General features: G+C 64.7%; 1 protein-coding gene. It reads left to right on the top strand.

What is annotated here, in order from left to right; genetic code table 11:
* Positions 1–255, top strand: a 255-nt coding sequence (locus ACZYTC_RS34465) for an ATP-grasp domain-containing protein (protein ID WP_488991783.1), incomplete at both ends; no start/stop codon positions are given.

Genomic DNA, 255 nt, shown 5'->3' with positions numbered 1-255 from the left:
CCGGGGTGATGAACCATCACGGCCTGGCGGTCGCCAAGGCGCTCGGGCTTTCCGGGGACCTGGCCAAGCAGGCGGTCAGCCTGACCACCAAGCTCTACACCGCCTTCGTGGCCAAGGACATGGCGCTCCTGGAGATCAATCCCCTGATCGTCACCAAGGACGGCCAGCTCAAATGCCTGGACGCCAAGATGGGCTTTGATGCCAACGCCCTCTACCGCCATCCCGACATCGTGGCGCTGCGCGACGAGTCGGAAG

It is taken from the genome of Labrys sp. F242, assembly GCF_057813875.1.
The sequence above is the reverse complement of the archived record's forward strand: the minus strand, read 5'-3'. Positions and strand labels throughout refer to the sequence as shown.